The sequence below is a fragment of the Pseudomonas sp. S36 genome, from assembly GCF_016647875.1.
Lineage (GTDB): Bacteria > Pseudomonadota > Gammaproteobacteria > Pseudomonadales > Pseudomonadaceae > Aquipseudomonas > Aquipseudomonas parafulva.
In genome coordinates this window covers 76,446-97,663 of sequence record NZ_JACVVG010000002.1, presented here as the reverse complement: position 1 = coordinate 97,663, position 21,218 = coordinate 76,446, and the positions used below count along the sequence as shown (strand labels likewise).

Genomic DNA, 21,218 nt, shown 5'->3' with positions numbered 1-21,218 from the left:
CCAACTCACTTCACCTGCTGCTTGGCGTTTTCTGAAAGGACTTTCTGGTAACGTAACTCCAGAGGCCCTGCCATGTTGTCCGAGGACGCCACCACCAACGTTGCCAGGTTCGCCAGCAAGCGCTGGTTCTGCTCGTACTGCTGCTGGTGAATCCACACTTCCAGGCCGCCCATCTTTGCCGCTTCTACCAGCAACCCACGTTGGGTCTGACGTGCAAGGTTGCCTGACCACTCTTTCGACTCGGTACCGCCGAAATACTGGTTTACCCGCAAACGCAGCACTTCGTTAGGGGATTTACCGCCGAACTCCTTTGTGCGGGTGTTGGCCGCGTCGATCATGGCCAAGCTGTAGGTCGGCACTGAAAGCAACGCATCCTTGCGGTTTTTCTGTGCCAGGTAGGTTTCGCCGGCAGGTGTCCCTCCCGCGTTCTTGTCCAGTGCCTGGTCGGGGGGGCCGATCACGTGTTGAATATAGGCAGTGCGGGCTTGCGCAGTCAGCGAGTCTGCATCGGCAGGTTCGAACAACAGTGCGGCGTTGGTGTCGCCGCCGGGCAGCGTGCTGAGCGTGCAGAGCTTTGCCTCGGCTTCCGCCGCGGTGCAAAACTTGTTGCGGTGTTCGTTGAGGCGTTGCTGCATGGCCGCAGGCGTGGACTCCACCAGCCGGCCCGGCGAGGCGTCCAGCGTGCCAACCGCCGCCTTGGCCCTGGCTGCCATCGTTGTAAAGGCCAGGTCCATCGACTTGTTTTTCGCCACGGTACCGCAGGGGTCGAAACCTTGGCCGGTGCCGGCGTTGAAGTCCAGGTACGTCTTGGCCAGCGCCGAATTTTCCTGCTGTGCCCGGATGGCGTTTACCAGTTGTTCGGCGGTTTGACGGTTGTTATCCGCCACCACGTTGGCCGACAACGCCTCCTGCTTGGTGGCAATGGCCACGGCAGAAATGATCTGCTCGAACTTATAGGCCATCTGCGCACCAAAGCTGGTACCGAACGCCCCTATGTTGCCGGTTACAGTTGCCGTGAGGATGCTCAACTGCGCCGTCGTCCACGCCTCTGCCGGGCCGAACCCGTACAGGGCGCCGTAGGAGACACTGGAGAGCATGGTCGAGCCGGCGACGATGCCCGCTATCTTGAGCCGGAAGTTCATATCACTGCCCTGTGAGCATTGGCACGCGACGGTCCGTCACTTGCCCGACGAGAGAGTTTGCCGCCATTGCGCTGGTTGCCGAGGTGGCGAGTTGCTGTGCCTGTGCGGCGTTGCAGGCAGCCGTGTTGCAGTCGATGTGCGCTTCTGCGCGCTGGTCGGTGATCATCGCGGCGTAGGCGTAGGCAGCAATTTCACCCTCAGGTGCGAGGGTTCTTTCGCTGAAAGGCCCGGCGTAGTCGCTATCCCAACCCTGCATGCCGTTGGCGTTCAAGGCGCACATACCCTGCCTGGCCTCAGATACGGTGCAGTAGTGGTCAAAGTGCATGGCCAGGGCTTCCTGGTCTGCAGCCGCGCGGGAGCCGACCCGCTGGGACGCGTAGGTGGCCATTAGATGGGCTGCATCCCTGTCACGCTGCGACTGGGCTTCAACGAACAGCTTGCCCTGCTCCTGTGCCACGCACTTGATGGTTACCGGCTGCCCTACGGCGGAGTCGAACGAAGTAACCGCCTTCATGGTGCGGTTCGACATCTCAATGGCGCCCACCGCGTTGGCCAGCTGCTTTTTGGAGTCGGCGTCCATTTGCGAGACCACGTTCGCCGACAGGGCGGTTTGCTTGACCGACACCGACCAGGCACTCATTTCTGTCTGCATGGTGCTGATGAAAGTCAGCACCGAGGCCCAGGACAGTGCCTGGGCCGGCAGTGCAACAACCCCCAGCCCCAGCCCCAACGTCAGGGCAGCTGCAATTCTCTTCATACTTGCCCCCTTCAGTTGAACAACCCTGCCGCGGAGTTCGGCGAACCGCTGCTGCCAGAAGAAGAGTTGGTACTGCTGGGGGCGGTGGCTGGCGGCGTGCTGGGCACCGGCGCGGAGGTGTTAGGTGCCACAGGGCTGCCACTCGTGCCGCCAGATGCAGCTCCTGTACCGGTGCCACCGCCAAAGTTGGTCTGTGCGTAGTTGAATGGGTTCACGTCCACGGTATAGGTGGCTTCGTACCCGGCCGGTGGGCTGTGGTAGGCGGCGCCCAGTTCAGGGTCGAGCGTGCTCATGCCCTTGCTGACCAGGCCGTTGGTCATGCCGTTCAGGTCGCCAAGCGATGTACCGCTGCTGACCTTGCCGATGGCCTGGTTGATAGGTGTCGTCACCATGGACGCTACCTGCTGTACCGCCGTACACACCTTTTTCTGCGCGTATTTCAGCACAGCCTGCTGTGCGGCCGCCAGAATCGACCCTAGGCTAGGGATTGACCCGGACAAGTCAAAAAGGCTGCCCAGGCCGCCGAAGCAGTCGGCTGTTGCACTGAACAGCGACTCCACGTTAGGTGTAGCTGCCGCCAGTTCGGTGTGGATCTTCAGCGCGTCGTTGATGGCCGCGCCAATGCTACCTTCCTTGCCCGTGGCACAGTCCTCGGCGTTGGCCTTGATGGCTTCGGCCACCACCGAGTTCTGTTGCGAAATCAGTTCGCTGGAAGTGCTCCCCAGGGTGCTGGTGGCACCAAAAGCCGGTGCAGCCATAAGCCACGCGCCAAACACGCCGCCTAGTGCTGCGCGTTTGGCCACAGAGTTGCCTACCGCAGCCGCGACTGGCTTCAGCTGTCCGTTAAACATCTGCGTAACTCTCCATGATCTGTGAAATCTCGCGCAGTCGCTCATCTGAGAAAATCTCGCTGAGCAGGCAGGCTTTGCCGAAGGTCCCCAGCCGCTGACTAAACACGCTCAATTCCGGGGTCTGAGACGAATCGCTCTTGAGCAAAGCGCTCAGCGCTTGGGGGAATCCCTGATTGCGTTGCGCCACATACCGCGAGAGGTAGGCGCAGCGCGAAGAAGTAAGGTGTGCCAGAAGCTCGGCGAATGAACGCGGAGCCTGGTGCAGCGCCCCCGCATGGTGTTCAACGAGCGCTTGTATTTCCTGCATCAACAATTGAATGTCGAACCGCTCAGGGCTGGCATCTTCACCATGGTCGACCGCCCAGTCGTCGTGCTGATCCATGCTTGCCAGAAGGCCGATCAAGTAGGTATTGAACGGCCCCTTTGCAAAATGCCCCAAAACGCCGTTGGCGGTGAGGTCAAGCTGGTCGATGGTAGGCGCGACCGGGCCGAAAAAGGCGACTGTGTCCATTCCCTGTACTCGCTTGCAGCATATGTAAATACGCTAAAATGCATCCTGTTTCTGATTCTGTATCAAAAATACTGGCGTATCAACTTTTTGATAATAAAAAGTACCTTTCGGGCTAAGGCATTTAGCCATTACTGGAGGCTGTAAACGGGGCGGGTACATCTTGGCCAATGCGCCGCGTGACGGGGTGCGCAGGTCTTTTTTCAGCGTATGAACGGCAGGGGCTACCCACGGCTGGCGTAATGCAATTAAATGCGCCGCAAATACAACTATTTCGGCCGGTAAATGTCATTCACAAAACACCGGTCATCACGTGAAGGCGACGGCTTTCGCTACAGGAGCTCAGGTACATGGCAGCACTGCAAGGCAGTACGTTGGACGCGATCAACAGCAATCAGGAGCAGTTGCTTGAGCAATGGATTGCGAGCCTGGAAGCCAACGGTGCCACGCGCAACCTCAAGGAGCAGGCGCTGAAGCAGGAAACCCGCGAGTTCCTGCAACTGCTCAGCGAAGGCCTGCAGAGTGGTAGCGGCAACAACCTGGCTGGTGCAGGGTGGGATGCCGTACGCCGCTTCCTGGAAAAGCTCTCGTCCACCCGCGCGCAACTGGGCCATGACTCACACCAGACGGTGTATTTCATCTTTGCGCTGAAGGGGCCGCTGTTCGCCCTGTTGCAGGCCCATTACCGGGACGACCCGGCGACCCTGGCCGAGCAGCTGTGGCTGATCTCCGAGCTGCTCGACAGCATGGGCATGCACACCATCCGTACCTATCAGGCTTCCCGTGAAACCGTGATCCGTCGCCAGCAGGAAGAACTGCTTGAGCTGTCTACCCCGGTGGTAAAACTGTGGGACGGCGTACTGGCGCTGCCCCTGATTGGCACGCTGGATTCGCAACGCAGCCAGACGGTGATGGAGTCGCTGCTGCAGCGTATCGTCGACACCGGTTCGGAAATCGCCATCATCGACATCACGGGTGTGCCGACCGTCGACACGCTGGTGGCGCAACATCTGCTCAAGACCGTGACCGCCATCCGCCTGATGGGCGCTGACTGCATTATCAGTGGCATCCGCCCACAAATCGCCCAGACCATCGTGCACCTGGGCCTGGACCTTGGCACCCTGACCACCAAAGCCAACCTGTCCGACGCCCTGAAACTGGCCTTGACCCGCGTGGGCGGCGATCTCGGCCAGCGGGTATAGGCCCATGGAACGTATACCGATCCTGCAGATGGGCGAGTTTCTGCTGGTCACCATCCAGGTGGACATGCACGACCAACTGGCACTGACGCTGCAAGAAGACCTTACCGAGCGGATCAGCCGTATCTCGGCGCGGGGTGTATTGATCGACATCTCGGCGCTGGACATGGTCGACTCTTTCATCGGCCGCATGATTGCCAGCATCTCCGGGCTCTCGCGCATTCTGGATGCCGAAACCATGGTGGTGGGCATGCAGCCGGCGGTTGCCATCACGCTGGTGGAACTGGGGCTGACCCTACCGGGCGTCAGCACGGCGTTGAACGTGGAGCGCGGCATGCAGGTGCTGCGTCAACGTCTGGAGCGCACATGAACGTGCGCGACAGCGGCAGCCTGCCGGTGCGTATCGAACAGGATGTGGTGCTCGCACGCCAGCTGGCGCGCAAGCTGGCCGGGGAGTGCGGCATGCGCTTGGTTGACCTGACCAAGCTGGTGACTGCTGTCAGCGAACTGGCGCGCAACACCGTGGTATATGGCGGCGGTGGCGACATGGACTGGCAGATTCTGGACAACTATGGGCGCACCGGCCTGCGTTTGCTGTTCCGCGATGAAGGCCCCGGGATCCCGGACCTCAACCTGGCGTTGACCGATGGCTGGACATCCGGGGGTGGCCTGGGCCTTGGCCTGACCGGCGCCAGGCGTTTGGTCGACGAGTTCGAGCTGGACACAGCCCCTGGCCAGGGCACGCGCGTGACGATCACTCGATGGGCTTGAGCATCGCTGCCACTGTGACGCGGGTTGTGCCATTGGCCGACCCGAGTGATGTCGGCCATGCCCGGCGCATAGCGCAGAAGCTGGGCGAGGACCACGGCTTCGATGAACAGGACGCCGGGCGTGTTGCACTGGTAACCACCGAGCTGTGCAGCAACGTGCTCAAACATGCAGGCCACGGCGAGCTGCACCTTCGGGTATTGCCGCGTGAAGGTGGCTGCTACGGTATTGAGGTGCTCACCGTGGACCGCGCCAAGGGCTTCGACGCCCAGGCGTGCCTGGCCGACGGCTACTCGTCTGCAGGCACCCAAGGTATCGGCATGGGCGCTGTTGCGCGCCTGGCTCAAGTGTTCGATGTGCATGCCGATACACGCGGTGCGGTGGTGCTTGCCCGTCTGTATGGCAAGCACGACGCGGCTGCCGACCAGCGCTGGGGGGCAACCCAGCATGCGCTGCATGGCGACCCGGCCTGTGGCGACACCTGGTACCTGGCCGTCGATGGCCAGCAGGTTAGTGCGCTGGTGATCGACGGCCTGGGCCATGGCCGTGAAGCCGAGGCGGCGGCCCTGACCGGCGCTACGGTGTTTGCCAGCGCGCCTTTTGCCGAGCCGTTGCAACAGCTGCAAGCCCTGCACCAGGCCATGTCCGGGACCCGGGGAGGCGCCGTGGCGGTGGCTCAATATACCGGCGCGTCCAACCGCCTTGCCTTCACGGGTATCGGCAATATCGGTGCATGCCTGGTCGCCGGTACGCAGCAACGCGGCCTGGCGTCGCTGCCCGGGATCGTGGGCGGGCAATTCAGAAAAACCCAAGTATTCGACTACGCTGATCTGAACGGAAATGTGTTGATCATGTACAGCGACGGCCTGCAGTCCCGTTGGAACCTTCAGGATTACCCTGGCCTGGTGCATCGCCACCCGGCGGTGATCGCGGCTGTGTTGCACCGCGACTTCTGCCGTGGCCGGGATGATGTGACCGTGCTGGTGATCGACCTGGAGGCTGTGCATGTCTGACCCAACCCTGGTCGCCCGGCTGCAGGCCGAAAACGACGCGCTGCGTAGCGAGCTGGATGAAACCAACCAGGGCGTGCTGGCGCTGTATGCCGAGCTGGACACCCAAGCCGAGCAACTGCGCCAGGCCTCTGACCTGAAAAGCCGCTTTTTGGCCTACATGAGCCATGAGTTCCGCACGCCGCTGGGGTCCATCCTGAGCATTACCGGCCTGCTGACCGACGAGCTGGACGGGCCGCTGTCGGCCGAGCAGCACCGCCAGGTTACCTTCATCAGCAACGCCACGCGTGAGCTGTCCGACATGGTCGACGACTTGCTGGACCTGGCCAAGATCGAGGCGGGTCGCATCACCATTTCGCCCGCTTGGTTCGACATGTTCGACCTGTTCGCCGCCCTGCGTGGCATGTTCCGGCCTATTGTCGATGGGTCGGCGGTGGATCTTATTTTCGAAGAGCCGGCGGGCCTGCCGCAGCTGTATACCGACGACAAGAAACTTGCCCAGATTTTGCGCAATTTCATTTCCAACGCATTGAAATTTACCTCCCGCGGTGAGATACGGGTTTCAGCGAGCCTGCACGGCGAAGGCAGTGTGTGCTTTTCCGTGACCGATACCGGCATTGGTATCGCGCCGGAGTTGCTGGACACGCTGTTCGAAGACTTCGCCCAGCTCGATTCGCCGCTGCAGAAACGCCTGCGCGGCACCGGCTTGGGCCTGTCGTTGTGCAAACGCTTTGCAATGCTGCTGGGCGGTCAGGTGAGTGTGCACAGTGAGCCGGGCAAAGGCTCGTGCTTCTCTGTGGTTATCCCGCTGGCTTTGGCCCAGGAGAACCTGGATGAGTGCTGATGTGCGCCTGCTGATCGTCGATGACAACGTTGCCACCCGCTACGCACTGCGCAGGCGCCTGGCGGTGCACGGCTATGAGGTACTCGAGGCGGGCACAGGTGCACAAGGGCTGGCGCTGATTCGCGAAGGCCACATCGATGCGCTGATTCTGGATGTGAACCTGCCGGACATGAGCGGCTTCGACATTGTCCGGCTGCTGCGCCAGGACGTGCGCACCGCCTTGTTGCCTGTGATTCATGTGTCTGCGGCGTCCATTCAGAGCGGCGACATCATTACCGGGCTGAATGCGGGTGCCGATGCCTACCTCACCCATCCGGTAGACCCGGACGTGCTGCTGGCCACCTTGCGTACCCTGCTGCGGGTACGCGATGCCGAACGTGCCCTGCGCCAGAGCGAGGCACGCTTTCGCGAGATATTCACCGGCGTGTCGGCGCCTATCGCGGTAATGGACGCCGGCCTGAAAGTGCACGAGTGCAACCAGGCGTTCATTCACCTCACCCAGGACAACCACGACCCGGTGCAACTGCGCGAGTGCTTTGCCGACGGGCAGGAGGCGGCCCTGGCCAGCCTGCGTGAACACCTGCTGGCCGGCGAACGCTGGAAAGGCACCTTGAGCATGCAGTTGCACGGCCATGTCCGCGAGACCGAATGGCAGCTGTCGCCCTACCAGGCGCCGGGGTTGTGCCTGGTGTTCGTCGAGGACATCACCGAACACCGCCACCGTGAGCGTTCGCACCTGGCCCAGCTGGACGATGCCACCAGCCAGCTCGCACGGGAGGTGGCGGTGCGCGAGCGTACCGAGGCGCAATTGCTGCAGCTGCAAAAGATGGACGCCTTGGGCAGCCTTACCGGCGGTATCGCCCACGACTTCAACAACCTGCTGACCGGCATCATCACCAGCCTTGAACTGATCTGCAAACGCGTGGCCGAGAACCGGCCTGAAAGGGTAACCCGCTATGCCGAGGCAGCGCTGAGTTCGGCTACCAGTGCTGCGTCGCTCACCCATCGTCTGCTGGCTTTCGCCCGTCAGCAGCCGCTCGACACGCGGCCAATAGACGTCAATCGCCACGTACGTTCGCTGGAAGAATTGATTACCCGCACGGTCGGCGAGCGCATCACCCTCACGCTCAACCTTTCAAACCAGCCTGCAATTGCCCTGGTTGACCCGGTGCAGCTGGAAAGTGCCGTGCTCAATCTGGTCATCAACGCCCGTGACGCGCTGCCCAAGGGCGGGCACATCTGGGTCAACACCTGTGCCCGCTGGTCCCAGGGCAACCCCAACCTGGTGGACGGCCCGTATGTGGCGGTTAGCGTGCGGGACAACGGTACCGGTATCGACGCCGAACTGCTGGAAAAGGTCTTCGATCCGTTCTTCACCACCAAACCGCTGGGCCAGGGCACCGGCCTGGGGCTGTCGACCATTTACGGCTTCGCCAGACAATCCGGTGGCCACGTGGTGCTGAGCAGCGTGGTGGGGCAGGGCACCGAGGTCACCTTGATGTTGCCCGCCAGTGCACAGGCGGCCGTGCATGTGCAGCGTGAGGCTGCCCAGGACCAGCCGGGCAGTGGTGAACATGTGCTGATTGTCGAAGACATGACGGCCGTGCGCCTGTCGGTGGCCGAGGCGCTGGGGGATGCGGGCTACCGTTGCACGCTGGCCGCCAGCATCGAGGAGGCCTTGGCCCACTTGCAGTCTGATGCCCACCTGGACCTGATGCTGACGGATGTCGGCCTGCCCACCCTGAGCGGGCGTGAACTGGCAGACCTTGCCCGAGGCTACCGGCCCGACTTGCCCGTGCTGTTCATGACCGGTTACGCCGACGCCGCGCTGGACCGTCAGGCGTTTTTGGGGGATGGCATGGACATGTTGCTCAAGCCCTTCAAGATGAGCGAGTTGCTGGGCAAGGTGCGGCAGGCGGTTAGCAAGGCGTGACAGCAGGCGGATTAATTTTTTTTGAAAATAAATGAGGTGTTTTCTCATTCTCGTTCGGCAGGTAGGGAAGGCCGGAATACAGGCCAGCCCGCCGACCCCGTAACGGAGCGAGAAAATGAGTTCTACCCTGGTTTCACCGCGCCATCCCTTGAACCGCGCCCTGAAGGCTGCCCTGCTTGGCATGGTGGTCAGCAGCTACGCATTACCATCGTGGGCTCAACCCGCTGCTGCTGACCAGAACAGCCCCCTCAAACAATGGAGCATCCCTGCCGGCCCACTGGCCCCCGCCTTGGACCGTTTCGCCCGCGAGGCCGGCGTGAGCGTTTCGTTCGATGCCCAGGCCCTTGCCAACCGCAACACCCAGGGCGTGCAGGGTGCGCTCGGTACAGCGGCAGCATTGTCCTCGCTGTTGCAGGGCACCGACCTGCAGCCGGAGCAGCAGGGCCCCACTGCTTATCGAATCATCCCGCAGGCCCGGCCTGCCGGCCCACTGGAGATCGGCGCAACCGAGGATTATCGCCTGGCGCCTGTCATCATCAACGCCAAGGTCAAAGCCAGCGCCGATGACGATACCAACTCGGTGGTGGCCAAGGAGCTGTGGGTGGGTGGCAAGGTTGCGACCAGCATCCTCAACACGCCGGCGTCCGTCTCGGTGGTGACCCGCAAGGAGATGGAGCAGCGCAGCGTCAGCACCACGGAAGAAGCGCTGCTGTACACACCGGGTGTCATCAGCGATTTTTACGGCTCCGACGACCGCAACGACTACTTCCAGATCCGCGGCTTCCAGGCCACCACGTATCGCGATGGCCTGACGCTGAGCTCCATGCGCGGTGTGCGTGAAGACCCTTATGCCTACGAGCGCATCGAGATCTTGCGCGGTGCCAACTCCACCTTGTTCGGCCCGGCAGACCCCGGGGGCTCGGTGAACTTCGTCACCAAGCAGCCCCGTTTCGAGCAGTTTGGCCAGGGTTATGTCACCTACGGGTCCTATGACCATGCCGAAACCGGCATCGATGTGGGTGATGTGCTCAATGAAGGCGGCACCGTCGCCGGCCGCTTCACGGCCAAGCTGCAGAACAGTGACCGCGAATACGACCATTCGCAGGACGACAGCCGCTTCGTCATGGGCGGGCTGACCTGGGCGCCCACGGACTTTACGTCGGCCACCGTGGTGCTGGATTACCTGAAAACCAACAGCTCGCCCAACAGCGGTGGTTACCCGCTGGACAAGCAATACGACCGCAGCAAGTTCTTCGGCGAGCCAAGCTACAACTTCCATGACGTCGAGCGCACCAGCCTCAGCGGCAACATCACCCATGACTTCGACAACGGCTTCACCTTGCGCGGCAACCTGCGCTACAGCGAGCTGAGCGACGATTTTGGCTATGCCTATCTCAGCGACAGCGCGTCGCGGGTGGGTACCACCATTCCACGCTATGTATTCGGCACCGACAGCGACGCCGACCAGCTCAACGGCAACCTGATGCTGCAGTACGATGCGCAGTTCGAGCACATCGACAGCAGCAGCCTGGTCGGGGTGGAGTATCTCGATTCTTCCACGAAGCAGAGTTCGATCTACAGCCTGGCCACCCCCATCGATATCGCCAACCCGGTATTCACTGGCGTGCCTCGCAACATCGCCCCTTACAGCCGCAAGAAGCAGGACGTGACCACCAAGGCCGTGTTCATGCAGCAGAACCTGTCGTTCTACGACCGTGTGATCGCCACAGCGGGTGTGCGCAACGATGCCATGGACGTGTCCAGCACCGAGTACGTGGGCGGTGCCGTCAAGCAAAGTGACAACCTGTCGGAAACCTCGTATCGCGCCGCGCTGACCTATATCGTCAACGACGAGGTGTCCACCTACGTCAGCATGGTGGAGTCGGTCTCACCGCCCCAGGTTGGCGTGACCCCGCAGACCGGCAAGCAGTACGAAGTGGGCGTGAAGTACTCGCCGATTGGCATGGACGCGATGTTCTCCGCTGCGGTATACGACCTGACTCAGGAAAACGTCACCATCGCCGTGGTGCTGCCCAGCGGCATCATCGAGCAGCAGACCGTTGGCGAGTCCCACGCACGTGGCCTGGACCTTGAAGCCAAGGCCCAGGTGACGGCTGATATCAGCGTGATTGGCGCCTATTCGTACATGGACACCGACGTGAAGCGCGGCTCGCTGTACGACGGCACATCACTGAAGGGCAACGCTTTCGCCACGGCGCCGAAGCATTCTGCCTCGCTCTGGACCTACTACGACATCCCCGACACCGACGTGAGTGTCGGGCTGGGTGCGCGGTATGTGGGGGCTTACTACATGGACGCGGCCAATACCAAGAAGACCGATGGCACTACGTTGTTCGATGCGGCGCTGAAGTACCGCATCGCCAAGGGCACCGACCTGGCATTGAACGTGAGCAACCTGTTCGATGAGCAGCATGTCGTGGGGGCGGGGACGGCGGACTATTACAACCCGGCGCGTGAGGTTACGGCGCGGGTGAGTTATAGCTGGTAAGTATCTGCAGCATCCAGCCGCTGCCCGTCAGTGTTGGCGCTGCCACCGGTTGCAGGCATCAAGGTCTTGATCAACGCCCGCACCGTACCCGGCAGCGCCTCCAGTTCCCGCACCAGAATGCTGCGTTCCCGTTCGGCCCAGGGCTCGTCGAGCGCGATGGTCACCAGGTTCATGGTGTGGCTGTGGCGCGATGCCGAGGACTCGGGAATGATGCCGATGCCAACGCCGGCTTCGACCATGCGGCAGATGGCTTCGAAGCCCGATAGCTGGATGCGCAGGCCCAGGGTTTCACCCATGCGCTCGACCTGATCGCGCAAAAAGGTCAGCAATGTGCTGCCGTCATGCAGACCAATGTGCTGGTAAGCCAGTGTCTGTTTCAAGGTTATCTGGCGGCGACCGGCCAACTCATGCCCGGCAGGCACGATCAGCACGAGCCGGTCAGTGCTGAAGTGCATCACCTGCAGGCCGCTGGCCTCTACCGGGCCGGCGATGATGCCCATGTCGGTGCTGCCATCCAGCACACCTCGCACGATATCGCGGGACAGGCGCTCCTGCAGGTCGACCGTGACCCCAGGCCGTTGCGCCAGAAAGCCCGCCAATACTTCGGGAAGAAATTCGGTCACCGCGGTGGTGTTGGCGAAGATGCGGATATGCCCAGCGGAATCGCCACCGAATTGGGTGAACTCCGCCTTCAGGTAATCGACCTGTCGCATTACCAGGCGCGCATGCGTGAGCAGCGTAAGGCCAGCCGGTGTCAGCTCGACGCCGCGGCTGTCCCGGTACAGCAGGCGCGTGTCGAGCTGCGCTTCCAGCGCCTTGATGCGTGCACTGGCGGCAGCCGGGGAGAGATGGGCACGGCGCGCACCCTGGGTCAGGCTAGGCGATTCGCCGATGTGAATGAACAGGCGCAGGTCGGCCAGATCGAAGTGCATGGGCAAGTCCCGGGTTGAGGAAGCGTTCGGTATTTATGAACGCCGGGTTATGGAAATGCAAATTCACAGAATGCGTGTTCGGGTCGCATGATCGTGTCAGTCGCAAGCGCAGCATCGATGACGCTTCGCAAGCGGCCCGCCATAACAATAATTCCAGAGGCCCCCCATGCCCACTACGCCCTTTGACTACAGCCCCTGGCTTGGCCGCACCGAAGAAGCCTGGGATGTGCTTAGCCGCAACCTCGTGCAGCGCATCGCGGCAACGTTCAGCGAACCGGCACCGGCCCATGGCGAGGCACTGCCGCCCCTGTGGACCTGGTGTTTCTTCCAGGACCCTGTGTCCGAAGCGCAACTGGGCATGGACGGGCACCCCGCACGCGGTGGTTTCCTGCCGCCGGCCGACGGGCGCAACCGCATGTGGGCCGGCGGCCGTGTCGAGTTCATGACACCATTGATCGTCGGCGGCGAAGCGCAGCGCACCTCGACCATCCTGCATATCCAGGAGAAGCAGGGGCGCAGCGGAGCACTGTTGTTCGTGACGGTGCGCCATGACTACACCCAGCACGGCCAGCTGTGCATTCGTGAGGAACAGGACATCGTCTACCGCGAGCCGGTGCCGCCCAAGGCGAGCACCGACGCGCCCTGCGAAACAGGCACCTGGGCCGAGACCGTCACGCCCACCCCGACCTTGCTGTTCCGCTACTCGGCAGTCACCTTCAATGGGCATCGCATTCATTACGATTACCCCTACGTCACTGCAACCGAGGGTTACCCGGACCTGGTGGTACACGGCCCGCTGGTTGCCACCCTCAACTTGCGGGCGTTTCTGCGTGCCAACCCCGGTACCCGCTTGCGCCACTACCGCTATCGCAGCTTGCGCCCGCTGACCCTACCTGCACCTTTCCAGCTCAGCGGTTCCCTGGATGGCCCGGGCAAGGCGCGCCTGTGGGCCGGCAACGCCGCAGGCGTGGCGCAAAGCGCCGATGTCACTTTCGACTGACCTTTTTCAAGCACCGTAGAGAAGCCTGCCATGCACAGCTACGACAGCGATGACCTCAACGCCATCCGCGAAGGCGTGCGCGCCTTGTGCGCCGAATTTCCTGGCGAATACTGGCGCACACTGGACGAACACAAAGCGTTCCCCGAGGCCTTCGTCAAGGCCATGACAGACGCCGGCTGGTTGTCGGCGATGATCCCCGAGGCCTACGGAGGTTCAGGGCTGGGGCTGGCCGAGGCATCGGTGATACTGGAAGAAGTGAACCGCTGTGGTGGCAATTCCGGCACCATTCACGGGCAGATGTACAACATGTTTACCCTGCTTCGCCATGGCTGCGAAGAACAGAAACGTCATTACCTGCCCAAGCTGGCCAGTGGTGAGTTGCGCCTGCAATCAATGGGGGTTACCGAGCCCACCACGGGCACCGACACCACGCAGCTCAAGACCACAGCCGTGCGCCAGGGCGATGACTACGTGATCAACGGGCAGAAAGTGTGGATCTCGCGCATCCAGCATTCGGACCTGATGATCCTGCTAGCGCGTACCACCCCGCTGGCCGAGGTCAAGCGCAAGTCAGAAGGCATGTCCATCTTCCTGGTGGATCTGCGCACGGCTATCGGCAACGGCCTGACCGTGCAGCCGATCGCCAACATGGTCAATCACGAAACCAACGAGCTGTTCTTCGATAACTTGCGTATTCCCGCCAGCAGCCTGATCGGAGAGGAGGGCAAGGGGTTCCGTTACATCCTCGACGGCCTGAATGCCGAGCGTACGCTGATCGCAGCCGAATGCATCGGTGACGGACGTTGGTTCGTCGAAAAGGCTAGCCAGTACGCCCGCGACCGGGTGGTGTTCGGCCGCCCGATCGGCCAGAACCAGGGGGTGCAATTCCCCATTGCCGAAGCCCACATCGAGCTGGAGGCTGCCGACCTGATGCGCTGGCGGGCCTGCGCCGAATACGATCGCGGCGCCAATGCAGGGGCCGCTGCCAACATGGCCAAGTACCTGGCCGCCAAAGCATCGTGGGAAGCGGCCAACGCCTGCCTGCAGACCCACGGCGGGTTCGGCTTCGCCAACGAGTACGACGTGGAGCGCAAATTCCGTGAGACACGGCTGTACCAGGTGGCTCCAATTTCCACCAACCTGATCCTGTCGTATGTGGCCGAGCACCTGCTCGAGCTGCCGCGCAGCTTTTGAAGGAGGCCCTGCCCATGCGTGATACCCAAGCGCTGGCCACCTTCCTGGCCGACCTGCGCTACCAAGACATTCCACCGGCTGTGCTGGCGCGTACCGAAGACCTGTTCCTGGATTGGCTGGGCTCGGCACTGGCCAGCCAGGGCGCGCACCCGGTGCCGCTGTTCGAGCGTTACGCCGAGCGCATGGGGCCGCCGGCCGGCAAAGCCCGGTTGATGGGTACCGGGCGTGGCACCTCGCCGTACTTCGCCGCGCTGGTCAATGGCGCAGCGTCGCATCTGGTCGAGCAGGACGACCTGCACAATAGCTCCGTGCTGCACCCCGCCACGGTGGTTTTCTCGGCGGCGCTCGCAGCCGGGCAGGACCTGGACAAGTCGGGACCGGACCTGCTGCTGGCTGCTGTGGCCGGCTACGAGGCCGGTATCCGCATCGGTGAATTCCTCGGGCGGTCCCACTACCGCATCTTCCACACCACTGCGACCGTCGGCACCCTGGCGGCCGCCGTCGCCGTGGGCAAGCTGATGAATTTCAACCAGGCCCAGTTCATCGATGTGCTGGGCAGTGCAGGTACTCAGGCCGCCGGGCTGTGGGAGTTCTTGCGCGATGCGGCCGATTCGAAACAGTTGCACACTGCCAAGGCCGCTGCCGACGGGCTGTTGGCAGCCTACCTGACTGCCGATGGCCTGAGCGGGGCACGCAATATTCTGGAGGGCGATCAGGGCATGGCCGCCGGTATGTCCAGCGATGCCGACCCGGCACGCCTGTCAGACCGCCTGGGCAGCCGCTGGGCCCTGGCCGAGACCTCGTTCAAGTTCCACGCCTCGTGTCGTCATACCCATCCTGCTGCCGATGCATTGCTGGACCTGATGCAGCGTGAAGCGCTGCGCCATGACGACATTGTCGAAGTCATCGCCCACGTGCATCAGGGCGCTGTCGACGTGCTTGGCCGGGTGAACGTGCCCACCAGCGTGCACCAGGCCAAGTTCTCCATGGGCACGGTGCTTGGCTTGATTGCCGTGCATGGCAGCGCGCAGCTGCTGACGTTCCGCGACCTGGCGCTGAGCGACCCGAACGTGGCGGCGTTCCGCGACAAGGTGCGCATGCAGCTGGACCCCGAGGTGGACGCGGCCTACCCGGCCCGCTGGCTGGGCAGGGTCGAGGTGCGCTGCCAGGATGGGCGCCGTTTGACCGCGGCCATCGACGAACCCAAGGGCGACCCCGGCAATACCTTGTCGCGTACAGAACTGGAAGACAAGTTCCTGCGCCTGTTGGCCTACGCCGGGCAGCGCAGCGCGGCCGACGGGCAAGCCTTGATCGAACGTGTCTGGCAGTTGCGCGATGCGCGCTCGCTGGCCGACCTGCCATGACTCCCACACAGGACCTTGCCATGAGTGCATCCGCCCCCCGCCCCCTGGACGGCATTACTGTCGTCAGCCTGGAGCATGCCATTGCCGCGCCGTTCTGCACCCGTCAACTGGCCGACCTGGGCGCTCGCGTGATCAAGGTTGAACGCCCCGGAAGCGGTGATTTCGCCCGTGGCTACGACCAGCGCGTCGATGGCCTGGCGTCTCACTTCGTGTGGACCAATCGTTCCAAGGAAAGCCTGACGCTGGACCTCAAGCATCCCGAGGCTGATGCCATTCTCGAAGGGCTTCTGGCCAAGGCTGACGTGCTTGTGCAAAACCTCGCACCGGGCGCCGCAGCGCGCATGGGCCTGGGATTCGAGGCACTGCACGCGCGGTTTCCACGGTTGGTCGTGTGCGACATCTCCGGCTACGGCGAGGGTGGCCCTTATGAAAAGAAGAAAGCCTATGACTTGCTGATTCAAAGTGAAGGCGGCTTCCTGTCCGTTACTGGCAACCCGGGCGCAGAGGGAATGGCCAAGGCCGGGTGTTCGGTGGCTGATATCGCCGCTGGCATGTATGCCTACACAGGCGTGCTCTCGGCGCTGATGCTGCGTGAACGCACGGGGGTGGGCAGCCGTATCGACGTGTCCATGCTCGAAAGCCTGGTGGAATGGATGGGCTACCCCATGTACTACGCCTATGACGGTGCTCCGCCACCGCCGCGAGCCGGTGCCGCCCACTCGACTATCTACCCGTATGGCCCTTTCCCTACGGGCGATGGCGGCACGGTGATGTTGGGCTTGCAGAACGAGCGCGAATGGCAGGCATTCTGCGAGCAGGTAGTGCTCGACCCGGCGTTGGCCACTGACGAGCGCTTCTCCGCCAACTACCGACGCTCGGAGAATCGCGAACTGTTGCGGCAGATCATCGTCGACGGCTTTGCCGCACTGACCCTGGACGAGGTGGTGGCGCGCCTTGAAAGCGCTCAGATCGCCAATGCCCGGGTCAACGACATGCAGGGGGTGTGGCAGCACCCTCAGTTACAGGCCCGCGACCGCTGGCGCGAAGTGGACAGCCCGGTGGGCAAGTTGCCGTCGTTATTGCCACCGGGGCGCAATGCTGCTTTCACACCGCGCATGGGCCCGGTGCCCGCGCTCGGTCAACATACCGCCGCAATTCTTGCCGAGCTGGGTTATGGCGATGAGCAGCAGGCGCAACTGAGCAGCGCAGGCGTGGTTTAGTACAGGAGCAGAACAATGCCTTATCCTATCGTGCGTTCCGCACTGTTCGTTCCCGGGAGCCGCCCGGACCGGTTTGCAAAAGCCCTGGCGGCCGGTGCCGACACTGTTATCGTGGACTTCGAAGACGCCGTGGAGGAACCGCTAAAAGCCCAGGCACGTGGGCATTTGGCGAGTTTCCTCGCTGAAAACCCCGACGCCCGTGTGTGGGTCAGGGTCAATGCGCCCAGCCACGCAGGCCACGGCGAAGACCTGCACTTTTGCGCGCAGCACGTTGGCGTGATCACAGTGCTGTTACCCAAGGTCGAGAGCGCCGCACAGGTGGCTGTAGCGGCTCGCACGGGCAAAACCGTAGTGCCAATCATCGAAACCGCGAAAGGGCTGTTGGCCCTGGAGCGCATCGCCAGTGCCCAGGGCGTACAGTGCTTGTCGTTTGGCAGCCTTGACCTGGCGTTGGACCTTTGTCTCAACACTGACAGCCCGGCGGGCCAGCGCTTTATCGACCAGGCGCGCATGGCCGTGCAACTGCATTCCCGAGGGGCCGACCTGGCGCCGCCGCTGGACGGCGTTTTTCCAGCGATTCGTGACCTGGAAGGGCAGCGCGCAGCCATGCGGCATGCGTACGACATGGGGTATGGCGGGGCGCTCTGTATTCACCCAAGCCAGGTGCCGGTCATTCACGGTGCATTGCAACCGGCAGAGCAGGAACTGGCCTGGGCGCGAACGGTAGTCGAGGGCAGCGCAGCCGCAGGCGGGGCAGGGGCCTTCCAACTGGACGGGCAGATGGTCGATGCCCCTGTGTTGCTACGTGCGCAGCGTTTGCTGGCGTTGTCCCGCTCCGGTTAGTGCGCAAACTAGCCTTGTGAGGGCTAACGCAGACGCGTTCATGTTTGACGAACGCAGCGTTACACAAAAGCAGATTCCCCAAACACCTATACTGCGCCACCTTACCCTTGGCCCCGCTTCCCTGCCGACCTTCCAACAACAATAAAAGGTAAAACCCATGCTGAAGCTGACCCAGGCGTTTCTATGCGCCGCCGCCGTCTCACTGACCTCATTCGCCTACGCCGCCGACCCGGTCATCATCAAGTTCGCTCACGTTGTGGCCGACAGCACGCCCAAAGGCCAGGGCGCGCTGATGTTCCAGAAACTCGTGGAGGCGGACGACAAGCTCAAGGGCAAGGTCAAGGTCGAGGTCTACCCCAACTCTTCGCTGTTCGGCGATGGCAAGGAAATGGAAGCGCTGCTGCTGGGTGACGTGCAGATGCTTGCTCCTTCACTCGCCAAGTTCGAGCACTACAACAAGCAGGTCCAGATCTTCGACCTGCCATTCCTGTTCGACGACCTGGCCGCTGTCGATCGCTTCCAGCAGGGGCCCAAGGGCAAGGCGCTGCTCACCTCGATGGAAGACAAAGGCATCCGGGGCCTGGCCTATTGGCACAACGGCCTGAAGCAGTTGTCGGCGAACAAAAAAGTACTGCTGCCCAAGGATGCCCGCGGCCTGAAGTTCCGTGTCCAGGCCTCCAGCGTGCTGGAGGAGCAGTTCAAGGCCGTACGCGCCAACCCGCGTAAAATGAGCTTCGCCGAGGTTTATCAAGGGTTGCAGACAGGCACGGTAAACGGCACCGAGAATACCTGGTCGAACTACGAGAGCCAGAAGGTCAATGAAGTGCAGCCGTTCTTCACCGAGACCGACCATGGCCTGATCGACTACATGGTGATCACCAATGCCAAGTTCTGGAACGGCCTGCCAGAAGACGTACGTAACGAGCTACAGGGCATCATGGACAAGGTCACGGTTGAGGTGAACAAGCAGGCCGAGGCGCTGAACCAGACGTCACGGCAGAAGATCATCGATGCCAAGACCAGCGAGGTCGATGCGCTTACCCCGGAGCAACGTGATGCGTGGCGCAAGGCCATGCGCCCGGTCTGGGACACGTTCTCCGATCAGATCGGCGCCGACCTGATCCAGGCTGCCCAGGACGCCAACACAGCCTCCTGACCTGACGTGTTCGCCGCCGCCCGTCCCGGGCGGTGACGCCTCATTCTGCGCGGAGAATGCCCATGCAAACGTTAAGGCGTGTCTGGGAACGCTTCGAGGAAGGCATGATTGCCTTTCTCCTGGCAGCCATGACCCTCATCACTTTCATCTACGTGGCGCTGAACAACCTCTACACGATGTTCTACAGCCTGAGCGATCGCTGGACCTTTGCCAGCGAGCCGCTGTTGAACATCGGTGATCACCTGATGGGCTATGCCCAGGAAATGACCTGGAGTATCGCCCTGACCAAGGCACTGTTCGGCTGGTTGATCTTCTTTGGCATCGCCTACGGCGTACGCACGGCCGGCCATCTCGGGGTCGATGTGCTGGTCAGGCGCACCCGCAAGCCCGTACAGCGTGTGCTGGCGATGATCGCCTGCGCCTGCTGCCTGGCTTACGCCGGGCTGTTTCTGATCGCCAGCATCAAATGGGTTAGCGCCGTACTGGTAGCGGGTATCGGGGCTGAGGACCTCGACCGCTACGGCATCAAGGTCGGCCATATCGCGCTGATCGTGCCGTGCGGGTTCGCGCTGATCATCCTGCGCTATCTGGAAATCCTGTACCGCATCTACACCCATCGCCAGACCAACCTGGGCCTGGCCGACGAGGCGGCCGAGGCGAGCAAGCTGGCCAACCCCGGTGAGGAGTCTGAGCGATGACCGTTATCTGCCTGTTCCTGTTGCTGTTCGTCTTCATGTTCCTGGGTGTGCCGATCGCCATTTCCCTGGGTTTGTCTGGTGCTGTGTCGATTTTGCTGTTTAGCCAGGACTCCCTCAGCTCGCTGGCAATCAAACTGTTTGAAACCACCGACAGCTACACCTTCCTGGCCATTCCGTTCTTCCTGCTGTCCGGTGCCTTCATGACCACCGGCGGCGTGGCGCAACGGCTGATCGACTTCGCCAACGCTTGCGTGGGCCATATCCGTGGCGGGCTGGCCATCGCCGCCGTGCTGGCGTGCATGCTGTTCGCCGCCTTGTCCGGTTCGTCGCCGGCCACGGTGGCTGCGGTCGGGTCGATTGCCGTGGCCGGCATGGTGCGCTCGGGGTACCCCAAGGCGTTTGGTGCCGGCATCATCTGTAACGCTGGTACGCTGGGTATTCTGATCCCGCCATCGATCGTGATGGTGGTCTATTCAGCCGCTACCGAAACCTCGGTGGGCAAGCTGTTCATGGCCGGTGTGATCCCCGGGATCCTGCTGGGCGTATTCCTGATGATCGCCATTTACATCGTGGCACGGGTGAAGAAGCTGCCTGCCCAGCCGCGTGCCAGTTTCCGCGAGTGGCTGACTGCAGCGCGGCGGGCGTTCTGGGGTTTGTTGTTGCTGGTGATCATCCTCGGTGGTATCTACAGCGGCATGTTCACCCCCACCGAAGCGGCAGCAGTAGCGGCGGTGTATTCCGCGTTCATCGCCCTGTTCGTGTACAGGGACATGACCTGGCGCGAGTGCCCGAAGGTACTGCTGGAGTCGGGGCGGCTGACCATCATGCTGCTGTTCATCATCGCCAACGCCATGCTGTTCGCGCATGTGCTCACCACCGAGCAGATCCCGCAGCAGATCACGCAGTGGGTGCTCTCTGAAGGCCTGACCCCTATCGGCTTCCTGATCATGGTCAACGTGGTGCTGCTCATTGCCGGCAGCTTCATGGAGCCGTCGGCCATCATTCTGATCCTTGCGCCGATTTTCTTTCCGATCGCCATGGAATTGGGTATCGACCCGATTCACCTGGGTATCGTGATGGTGGTGAACATGGAGATCGGGTTGGTGCATCCACCGGTGGGGTTGAACCTGTTCGTCACCAGTGCGGTAACAGGCTTGACCCTGGGCCAGACCATCCGCGCGGCGCTGCCGTGGCTGTCGATCCTGCTACTGTTCCTGGTGTTGGTGACTTACGTGCCTTACATCTCACTGGCGCTGCCAGAGTTCCTCGGCATGCCTTGACAGCCAGGGC

20 protein-coding genes are annotated in these 21,218 nt (G+C 62.3%); 15 read left to right on the top strand and 5 right to left on the bottom strand.

Annotated elements, in window-relative coordinates; translation table 11 throughout:
* Positions 1–5: 5 nt before the first annotated feature.
* From IAE36_RS01515 to IAE36_RS01500, 4 genes are all read right to left on the bottom strand, one after another.
* Positions 6–1,142 (bottom strand): hypothetical protein, encoded by a 1,137-nt coding sequence (locus tag IAE36_RS01515; protein WP_028632668.1) that lies wholly within the window; start codon positions 1,140–1,142, stop codon positions 6–8.
* A 1-nt stretch (position 1,143) separates the two neighbouring features.
* Positions 1,144–1,899: a hypothetical protein gene (locus IAE36_RS01510; RefSeq protein ID WP_028632667.1), complete on the bottom strand. Its 756-nt coding sequence runs from the start codon at positions 1,897–1,899 to the stop codon at positions 1,144–1,146.
* Positions 1,900–1,910: 11 nt separating this feature from the next.
* Positions 1,911–2,657 (bottom strand): hypothetical protein, encoded by a 747-nt coding sequence (locus tag IAE36_RS01505; RefSeq protein ID WP_236408489.1) that lies wholly within the window; start codon positions 2,655–2,657, stop codon positions 1,911–1,913.
* Between the two features lie 85 nt (positions 2,658–2,742).
* On the bottom strand, positions 2,743–3,261 hold the full coding sequence (locus IAE36_RS01500; protein ID WP_201209858.1) for a type IVB secretion system protein IcmW: 519 nt from the start codon (positions 3,259–3,261) through the stop codon (positions 2,743–2,745).
* Between the two features lie 347 nt (positions 3,262–3,608).
* On the opposite strand from IAE36_RS01500, the gene IAE36_RS01495 reads away from it, so the two are divergent.
* The 7 genes from IAE36_RS01495 (at position 3,609) to IAE36_RS01465 (ending at position 11,521) form a co-directional block, all read left to right on the top strand.
* Positions 3,609–4,460, top strand: coding sequence for an STAS domain-containing protein (locus IAE36_RS01495; RefSeq protein WP_201209856.1), 852 nt, complete (start codon positions 3,609–3,611; stop codon positions 4,458–4,460).
* Positions 4,461–4,464: 4 nt separating this feature from the next.
* The gene (locus tag IAE36_RS01490) at positions 4,465–4,827 is read left to right on the top strand and encodes an STAS domain-containing protein (protein ID WP_028632663.1); all 363 of its coding nucleotides are present in this window, start codon (positions 4,465–4,467) and stop codon (positions 4,825–4,827) included.
* Positions 4,824–5,228 carry an anti-sigma regulatory factor gene (locus tag IAE36_RS01485; protein ID WP_201209853.1) on the top strand — a complete coding sequence of 135 codons (405 nt, stop codon included), beginning with the start codon at positions 4,824–4,826 and terminating at the stop codon, positions 5,226–5,228. The genes IAE36_RS01490 and IAE36_RS01485 overlap by 4 nt, the downstream gene beginning before the upstream one ends.
* Positions 5,219–6,238, top strand: coding sequence for an ATP-binding protein (locus IAE36_RS01480; protein WP_201209851.1), 1,020 nt, complete (start codon positions 5,219–5,221; stop codon positions 6,236–6,238). The genes IAE36_RS01485 and IAE36_RS01480 overlap by 10 nt, the downstream gene beginning before the upstream one ends.
* Complete coding sequence (locus IAE36_RS01475; protein ID WP_201209849.1) at positions 6,231–7,079, top strand: sensor histidine kinase; 849 nt, start codon at positions 6,231–6,233, stop codon at positions 7,077–7,079. Before IAE36_RS01480 ends, IAE36_RS01475 begins: the two co-directional genes overlap by 8 nt.
* On the top strand, positions 7,069–9,012 hold the full coding sequence (locus IAE36_RS01470; protein ID WP_201209841.1) for a response regulator: 1,944 nt from the start codon (positions 7,069–7,071) through the stop codon (positions 9,010–9,012). Before IAE36_RS01475 ends, IAE36_RS01470 begins: the two co-directional genes overlap by 11 nt.
* Before the next feature lie 115 nt (positions 9,013–9,127).
* Positions 9,128–11,521, top strand: coding sequence for a TonB-dependent siderophore receptor (locus tag IAE36_RS01465; protein ID WP_201209839.1), 2,394 nt, complete (start codon positions 9,128–9,130; stop codon positions 11,519–11,521).
* On the opposite strand, the gene IAE36_RS01460 is transcribed toward IAE36_RS01465, so the two are convergent.
* On the bottom strand, positions 11,509–12,453 hold the full coding sequence (locus tag IAE36_RS01460) for a LysR family transcriptional regulator (RefSeq protein WP_201209837.1): 945 nt from the start codon (positions 12,451–12,453) through the stop codon (positions 11,509–11,511). The two genes, IAE36_RS01465 and IAE36_RS01460, sit on opposite strands and share 13 nt — an antisense overlap.
* A gap of 166 nt (positions 12,454–12,619) precedes the next feature.
* On the opposite strand from IAE36_RS01460, the gene IAE36_RS01455 reads away from it, so the two are divergent.
* From IAE36_RS01455 to dctM, 8 genes are all read left to right on the top strand, one after another.
* Positions 12,620–13,453 (top strand): FAS1-like dehydratase domain-containing protein, encoded by an 834-nt coding sequence (locus IAE36_RS01455; protein ID WP_201209836.1) that lies wholly within the window; start codon positions 12,620–12,622, stop codon positions 13,451–13,453.
* 30 nt (positions 13,454–13,483) lie between these two features.
* Positions 13,484–14,647: an acyl-CoA dehydrogenase family protein gene (locus tag IAE36_RS01450; RefSeq protein WP_201209835.1), complete on the top strand. Its 1,164-nt coding sequence runs from the start codon at positions 13,484–13,486 to the stop codon at positions 14,645–14,647.
* Positions 14,648–14,661: 14 nt separating this feature from the next.
* Positions 14,662–16,011, top strand: coding sequence for an MmgE/PrpD family protein (locus IAE36_RS01445; RefSeq protein WP_201209834.1), 1,350 nt, complete (start codon positions 14,662–14,664; stop codon positions 16,009–16,011).
* A gap of 20 nt (positions 16,012–16,031) precedes the next feature.
* Positions 16,032–17,231, top strand: a complete 1,200-nt coding sequence (locus IAE36_RS01440; protein ID WP_201209828.1) for a CaiB/BaiF CoA transferase family protein — start codon at positions 16,032–16,034, stop codon at positions 17,229–17,231.
* A 15-nt stretch (positions 17,232–17,246) separates the two neighbouring features.
* On the top strand, positions 17,247–18,074 hold the full coding sequence (locus tag IAE36_RS01435; protein WP_201209827.1) for an HpcH/HpaI aldolase/citrate lyase family protein: 828 nt from the start codon (positions 17,247–17,249) through the stop codon (positions 18,072–18,074).
* A gap of 157 nt (positions 18,075–18,231) precedes the next feature.
* Positions 18,232–19,230, top strand: coding sequence for a TRAP transporter substrate-binding protein (locus IAE36_RS01430; protein ID WP_201209826.1), 999 nt, complete (start codon positions 18,232–18,234; stop codon positions 19,228–19,230).
* A 62-nt stretch (positions 19,231–19,292) separates the two neighbouring features.
* Positions 19,293–19,928 carry a TRAP transporter small permease gene (locus IAE36_RS01425; protein WP_201209825.1) on the top strand — a complete coding sequence of 212 codons (636 nt, stop codon included), beginning with the start codon at positions 19,293–19,295 and terminating at the stop codon, positions 19,926–19,928.
* The gene (gene dctM, locus IAE36_RS01420; RefSeq protein ID WP_060481646.1) at positions 19,925–21,208 is read left to right on the top strand and encodes a C4-dicarboxylate TRAP transporter large permease protein DctM; all 1,284 of its coding nucleotides are present in this window, start codon (positions 19,925–19,927) and stop codon (positions 21,206–21,208) included. The genes IAE36_RS01425 and dctM overlap by 4 nt, the downstream gene beginning before the upstream one ends.
* Positions 21,209–21,218: the final 10 nt, after the last annotated feature.